5 protein-coding genes are annotated in these 7,588 nt (G+C 37.4%); 1 reads left to right on the top strand and 4 read right to left on the bottom strand.

The window, feature by feature from the left end; genetic code table 11:
- The 4 genes from AAC037_RS14915 to AAC037_RS14900 all read right to left on the bottom strand — a co-directional run.
- Positions 1-3,507: PAS domain S-box protein (locus AAC037_RS14915; RefSeq protein WP_339903730.1), on the bottom strand; the 3,507-nt coding region annotated here is incomplete at its 3' end.
- A gap of 261 nt (positions 3,508-3,768) precedes the next feature.
- The gene (locus AAC037_RS14910) at positions 3,769-4,017 is read right to left on the bottom strand and encodes a (2Fe-2S) ferredoxin domain-containing protein (protein ID WP_339903729.1); all 249 of its coding nucleotides are present in this window, start codon (positions 4,015-4,017) and stop codon (positions 3,769-3,771) included.
- A gap of 2 nt (positions 4,018-4,019) precedes the next feature.
- Positions 4,020-5,273, bottom strand: a complete 1,254-nt coding sequence (locus AAC037_RS14905) for a DUF819 family protein (protein WP_339903731.1) — start codon at positions 5,271-5,273, stop codon at positions 4,020-4,022.
- Positions 5,270-5,911 (bottom strand): CoA pyrophosphatase, encoded by a 642-nt coding sequence (locus AAC037_RS14900; protein WP_339903728.1) that lies wholly within the window; start codon positions 5,909-5,911, stop codon positions 5,270-5,272. Before AAC037_RS14900 ends, AAC037_RS14905 begins: the two co-directional genes overlap by 4 nt.
- 221 nt (positions 5,912-6,132) lie before the next feature.
- On the opposite strand from AAC037_RS14900, the gene aceK reads away from it, so the two are divergent.
- A partial coding sequence (gene aceK, locus AAC037_RS14895; RefSeq protein WP_339903727.1) for a bifunctional isocitrate dehydrogenase kinase/phosphatase occupies positions 6,133-7,588 on the top strand: 1,456 nt, incomplete at its 3' end.

The following is a 7,588-nucleotide window of genomic DNA, read 5'->3' as shown; positions in this document are numbered from 1 at the left end:
AAACCAAAAAGTGGACCCTTCACCCAACTTGGACTCCAGATGAATATCTGTACCAAATAATTTGGTAAGCTTTTTCACTATAGCCAGACCTAAACCCGTTCCTCCATATTTCCTGGTGGTATCTGAACTTGCCTGGGTAAAAGCATCAAAAATACTATCTACCTTACTTGGGGCAACCCCTATTCCCGAATCTTTTACTGTAAACCGTAAGTTTACATGATCTTCTTCCTTTTCTACCAGTTCTAATATTATTTTAATAAATCCCTTGTCTGTAAACTTAATCGCATTACTAATCAGGTTATTCAAAATCTGAGCAATTCGCACGGGATCCCCAATAAGGGTGTTGGGAATAGAAAAGTCAGGCTCATAAATAATTTCCAAAGCCTTGTCTCGGGTTTGGTAACTGTAAGAATGAATAATCCTATTGATTAAATTCTTGGGCTCAAAAGGTACTCGCTCTAAAATCAGTTTTCCGGAATCTATTTTATTAAAGTCTAGAATATCATTAATTAACCCCAGGAGATTTTCTGCAGAAAATTGTAAAGTTCTCAAATTTTCCAATTGATCCTCTCGAGGTTTGTCTTCAATCAAAAGATGTGAAAGCCCGATCACCGCATTCATTGGTGTCCTTATTTCGTGGCTCATTACGGATAAAAATTGACTCTTTGCATTCAAAGCAGCCTCAGCTTTTTCTTTGGCCTTGTATAGCTCATTCTGGGTTTCTTTTAATTTTGTAATGTCTCTGGCGATCCCTGTGTAATACCTGATTTCATTCTTCTCATCTCTGATAACCTTACCGCTGGAGCTAAAAATCCGGTAATGCCCTTGCCTATGCCTTAATCTAAACTCGAATATAGGGTGTTCCTCGAAATAATTAATAGAACTTGCATTCCCCTCCTGCAATACTTGGGCATCCTCAGGATGAAGGTAATCTGTAAAGTCACCACTTGTAAATTCATAGGTCTCGTAGCCTAAAAACTGCTTGATATTTGGGGAGACATAACTAAGTTCTAATTGTGCAGTGATGGAAAATATGATTTCAGTAGACTCTTCTACCAGGCTTCTGTACTTTATTTCGCTCTTTTTCAGCTCTTTTTTGGCTACATACTCTTCTGATATATCCCTTACAATCCCTAAAATATATTCCAATTGGTCATTTTTAAAGATGGGTTTGGCCGTTAACTCATAGATTCTCCCAAGGTAGTTTAGGGTATCAGAAAGGGTTTTTTTCTTGTTCACCGCATTGGTAACAAGTGGCTCTACCACTTTGCGCGTCACGGTATGTACATCTGAAATTTTCCTTCCTTCAAAATAAGATTTACCAAAACCCCAGTTGTCGAAATTTAGACCTTCGGCCACCAAGTACCTTAAATTTTTATCAATTAAAAATACATTGGTATAAGGAATATTGGACGCAAGCACCCGGTACCTGTCTTGAATTTTTTCAATTTCAAGCCTGTCGTTTTTTCTATCGGTAACATCATGAAACAAGCCTTCAAAAAGCACCACATTTCCATCGTTGTCAAATTTGGGACGAATTTTATCCTCCACCCATTTATAATTACCCTCAGCAGTTAAAAACCTATATTCCCTACTGTATTGCTTCTTTTCTCCCTGTAGGAGTTCTTTTTCAAAAGTGCAACGATCATCTGGGTGAATAAAGTCTTTTAAACTTCGGGCTTCCTCCACCAGGTTTTCTGAAAGGTATCCAAACTGATTAATGTTTTCTGTAATATAGGAGATTTTGAAGCCTTCATTCGGCTCAACTTCAAACAAAACGGCAGGACTATTCTCAATAATCAGCTTGGCCTTTTTTGCCATTTCTTCCCGCTGTATTTTGGTGGTAAGGTTCCTCACCAAAAAAGAGTAACCGATTTTTTCTGTCTCTGCATTTTGAATGGGTTTGACAGAAACCTCATAGGGTTGAACATGCCCTGAATTATCAAGTATCTGAAGTTCTTCTACACAGGTCCCCGAATCAGAAGCTTTTTCAATTAATTGTTGAAAAGAAATGGCTTGATCATTGGTGATTTTAAAAAAGTCGCTGATCTTTCCACCTTGACCGTTTTGAAAAGGTTCTCCTTCGAAAATCGCCACCTCATTCATATAAACCACCTTCAGGCTGAGGTCTGTCACATAAATTGGTTCATTTACTTGGGCCAGAATTTGGGATTCGAACAACAATCGTCGCTCAACAGTTTTTTTCTCAGTAATGTCGTTACAATAACCAAAAACCTCTAAATTACTTTTAGTGGTGAGTTGATTGATCTGAATAAGGTATGAAATGTGTTTTTCCTTCCCATTGGGGTTGGTGAACACAAATTCACCGGAAACAGATTTTCGGTGAGCCAGCGCTTCCTGAACTTTGGCCTTGACACCTTCCCTATCCGGAGAAGAGATAAGTGACAGGAATTCGCCTACTTCTAATACATCTAAAGACGGATCCAAATCAAAGATTCTGTTGATACCTTTGGAAAGAAAAATCTTCCTGCCAGTATTCTGCAATCTCCAAGACCCAGACTTGGCCAAAACCTCAGTAGAGCTAAGTAATTTCTCATTTCGAAACAGCTTGGATTTGGTTGAACGATGGATCACTGCAGCCCCAAATACATCAGCCAATTGCCTGATGCCAAACCTATTCTTATGCTTAGGTGTCCAGTTGGGTTGGACCTGGGCAGAACTTAATGTAAATAAGCCTAAAAGGTTGTTATCCGCAAAAATAGGGACAATGATATAGGCTGTGAAACCAAATTTCTCTGCAATTAATGCCTCGAAGGTTTCTTTGTATTCAGATTTATTCAAATCGCCTACAGCAATAAATCCTGAGTTTTTTAAATTGTTTATAAAAGCCTGTTGTCCTTCAAGGGATATGGTTTGGTTTATTTTAAGTATCCCTGCATCAGGATTTGTCTTGTATTCAAAAAAACATTCAAGTTGTTCTAACTCATGATTGACGTAAAAAAAATTTCCTACGTCTGCTCCTTGAAATCGGACTACCATGGCCAGGGATTTAAGAAATACCTTGTCCCATTCTTCCTCTGTAGCATTTAGAAATGCAGTGGATATTTCATTGACCTGCTGATCAAATTCCAGCTTTCCTTTTAAAAACTCTGTAGCATCTTCTTGTCCCAATGAGATCGTTTGCTCATTATCTAACAAAAGTTCTTTTGAGTCATTCAACGCTCCTTCTAGAAATTTTCCATTGGCCACACAAATTTTACCTTTACCCTCAATTGTCTTTCCTTCTACCCTGATTTGAAGTCCCAGCTTCTGGTCTATATGAGCATAACTACGGAATTGAGCTTGAGATGGATCTTCAAAAAATGAACGTACATCGGTAACCAAGCCTTCAAAATTAGACAAATAATTTTCCCATAATCCTTCCTCCGCTAATTGACTTAGCCAATTACCGCTTGAAAATATCACTTGGCTGTCATCAAATACCAAAAATAAATCAAGACTTTTTTCATTGCCTTGAAAGAGATTTTTATAAAACTCTTTTTCCATGATTAAAATCAGGTATTAACCTGTCACAATGCTAAATTAAAAACTGAAAACACTAAGTATTGGATTTCATAGGTTTAAACCTATAAGTTACTAACAATATTCAAATCTCTAACTATTTCTATCAAAAAAACTAAGTATCTAATGATTACTAGAACTTAATTAGCAAAAATTATTAAAACACTGTAAAGATACTCCGTAAATATTAGTCAGCCAATTATTTAAACGTTTATACAATAAAAATTCAATTGATTATGGTACTTTTCATAAAAGGTCTTTCATAAGGAATTGGACTATTTGATCAGTATCCCCTTTTTTAACCAACTGATTATTATATACAGCTATAGGTCCGGATTTACAACAATCCATACACTTGGTCTTTACCAATTTAAAATTCCCTTTCAAAGGAGCCCTATTTATGGCTTGTTTGAGTAATGAGGAAAATGATTTGTTATCATTTTTTTTACAATCTTTACCATTACAAATGAAAATATACTTTTTCCTGGGTTTCATAGTTATCCTCCAAAAGCCAATTGCAACAAAATGCCACATATATAAGCACCATAGGTACCAACACCATAACCTAACACAGCCAATAAAACGCCTACCGGGGCCAGTGCAGGATGAAAAGCAGAAGCAACTATCGGAGCAGATGCCGCTCCTCCTACATTGGCCTGAGAACCGATGGCTACATAAAAAAACGGTGCCTTAATTATAAAGGCTACAATAAGCATAAATAATATATGAAAACCCATCCAAATAATCCCTACTAAAAAATAAACTGGGTTATCTAAAACTGCAGCAAGGTCCATTTGCATACCTATGGTAGCCACCAGAATATAAAGCAAGACACTACCCATTCTGGATGCCCCTACATTTTCTAATTTTCTCCATCGGGTAAAAGACAAAATCAAACCTCCGGTAGTGGCTAAAATCACCAACCAAAAGAACTGGGAATCCAAGGAATAAGGTTTTAGCTCAGGATAATTCACACCAATAAAATCTCCCAAATAGGTACCAAAGAAATGAGAACAACTGGTAATAAAAAAGCCAAGTCCCAAAATGCTCATGGTATCTGATAAGCCAGGGATTTTTACGTTATTCTTTTGTTGGATCTCTACTTTCTTCTTCAGAGCCGTAATGGCCGAGGTATCGGCCTTTAAAATTTTATCAAAGAAGCCTGGGTTACCTGCCCAATACAATAAAAAAGCCATCCATAGGTTTGCAACAATAACATCTACTGCAATCATCTGACTGAAAAGGGAAGGGCTGGCTCCAAATAGCTCCAACATAGCCGTTTGGTTGGCACTGCCTCCAATCCAGCTACCCGCAATTGTTGCAAGACCTCTCCATGTTTCATCAGCACCTATTCCTCCCAGTACTTCAGGAAAAAATTGAGCCACTAAAAATAAGGAAACCGGTCCCCCTATCACAATACCAAATGTTCCTGTCAAAAACATGATAAGCGCTTTGGGTCCTAATCTTGCGATGCTTTTGAGATCTATACTTAAGGTTAACAACACCAGTGAGGTAGGCAGTAAGTACCTGGACGCTACAAAATACAATTGAGAATCTTTTCCGGAAATTAGGCCTGTAGTATTGAACAAAGCCGGTAAAAAATAACACAATAATACCACCGGCACTACCCGGTATATGGCCTTAAAAATTGGGTGGGCACTTGCCGAAGTATAAAAAATTAATCCAAGTACTCCCATTAGGAGACCAAAAACTACTGCATCATTTGTTATCAGCGCACTTTCCACATTTATTTGATTTCTTTCCAAAGTGTTAAAAACTCACTCAATATCATGGCTGTAGCTCCCCAGACCACTTCTTGATTAATTTCGTAATAAGGCGCCTCAATCCTGTGACCTCCGGCTAAATCCATTCCTTTTTTCTTTACGATGGCCTCATCCGTCAATTCGTTAAAATTACATAGGATAAGCCGATCGACTTCTCTTTTGTCAATTGAAAATGACGGAGATTTTAAAGAATAGCCAATAAATGGTTTCACCGAAAAATTACTTGGAGGTATATAAAGATCAGTTAAAGAACCAATGATTTCAATGCTGTCACTTGGTACCCCAATCTCTTCCTCTGTTTCCCTCAAAGCTGTTACTCCTAAATCTTGATCTGTAAGCTCCTTCTTCCCTCCGGGCAAAGCAATCTGCCCACTGTGAACCCCTTCGTAAGTAGCCCTTTTGATAAATGGGACAAATATACTTTTTTGGTCTGGAGTAGGGCATATCAACATCAGTACGGCACCTTTTCTGGCATTAACCATTTGCTGTTTATCAAATCGATCCAATTCAAGAGGTATCGGAGCCATTCGCTCCTGAGCCGGCCTTCCGGGCAAAGGCCCCTCCAAAACTTTTACCAAATTGTTTATCAAATGATTCAAATCCATATTCGGTGTGTGTTTTACAATTGAAAAAAGGCCTGAATATTATTCAGGCCTTTTTCACTTATCAAACCTATTAAACCTATTGTGTTTAATCTATAATAGAATAAACTCGAACGAAATTAAGGAATATATCTGCAAATCCAAAGGTTAATAATTTTGCAATAAAAAAATAATATTCTAATATCCACTTCTAATCTACTTCCAGACCAAAAGGCATAGCCATTATGAATAAAAAGCTTATTAAAAAAATAGTTGCAACAGTTTTAGATGGATATGATGCCTACATTCTTAATTTTAGACAAATTACCCAAAGAATTCCTAAAAACTTTAAAAATAAAGATTGGCAACAGCTACATGCCAACCACAAAGAAAGGCTACGTTTATATAAAGACCACCTAAAAAGTATTGTAGAGGCTTGTAAGGCTTTGCTACAAGAAGAGGTTGACAGCAAAGCAGTCTGGGCTGAAATCCGGGAAAGTTACTTACATGCCATTGCTTCTTATGATGATCGGGAGCTGGCCGGCACATTTTTTAATTCGGTTTTCAGGAAGGTATTCCCGGGAATGGTGATTGATGAGGCATTGATGTTTTATGATTTATCAGGTAGCGATGATAGAGGTAATGTAGACGAATCTTTATTTCGAAACTATCCGGCTCAAGTGGAACTGCATGATGCATTTACAAAAATTTTGGAAGATTTTGATTTTGGTGTTCCTTATTATCAAAAGGAAAAAGACATAAAATATTTAGTAGAAAGTGTTAAACAAGTAATTCTAACCAGGTATAAAGCAACAAAGGAAACCACCACGCAGGTATTAAGGGATGTTTTCTATCGCAATAAGGCAGCCTATTTAATAGGTAGAACTTATCTTGGTAATAAATGGATGCCATTTATAATCCCCCTCTTACACAATGAAAAAGGTATATTTGTCGATACACTTATTTTCGACCCTAACATAATGAGTGGAATATTTAGTTATACTAGGTCCTATTTTATGGCTCCAATAGCTATCCCGTCACAAACTGTCAATTTTCTCCAATCAGTTATCCAACATAAACGACCTTATGAGCTATACAATGCCATAGGATTCAATAAGCATGGCAAAACAGCCTTCTATAAGGATTTCACAAACCACCTAAAGCAGAGTGAGGACAACTTTATTTTAGCTGAAGGCATCAAGGGCATGGTCATGACTGTCTTTACCCTTCCTTCGTCAAATATTGTATTTAAGTTAATTAAAGACCATTTTGAACCTCCTAAAAACATGACCAGACAGCAGGTAAAAGAAAAATACAAACTGGTGGGGCTTCACGACAGGGTAGGTAGAATGGCAGACACTCATGAGTTTGAAAATTTTAGACTTCCACTGAACAGGATTGACCCCTTGTTGATGAAAGAATTGAAAACCTATGTAAATTCTCTTTTGTCCATTGAGGGAGAAACACTTGTAATAAAGCACTTGTACATCGAACGTCGCTTGCGACCTTTGAACCTCTACCTGGAAACCTGCAGTCTGGAAGAAGCCAAACATGCTGTAGATGAATATGCCAAAGCCATTTTACAAATGGCCCAGGCAAATATCTTTCCTGGAGACATGATGACCAAAAATTTTGGAGTAACGCGGCAAAATAGGGTGATCTTTTATGATTATGATGCAATAGAATTTCTGCATACCATGA

This window comes from uncultured Cyclobacterium sp., from assembly GCF_963976465.1.
In the GTDB taxonomy this organism is placed as follows: Bacteria; Bacteroidota; Bacteroidia; order Cytophagales; family Cyclobacteriaceae; genus Cyclobacterium.
The sequence above is the reverse complement of the archived record's forward strand: the minus strand, read 5'-3'. Positions and strand labels throughout refer to the sequence as shown.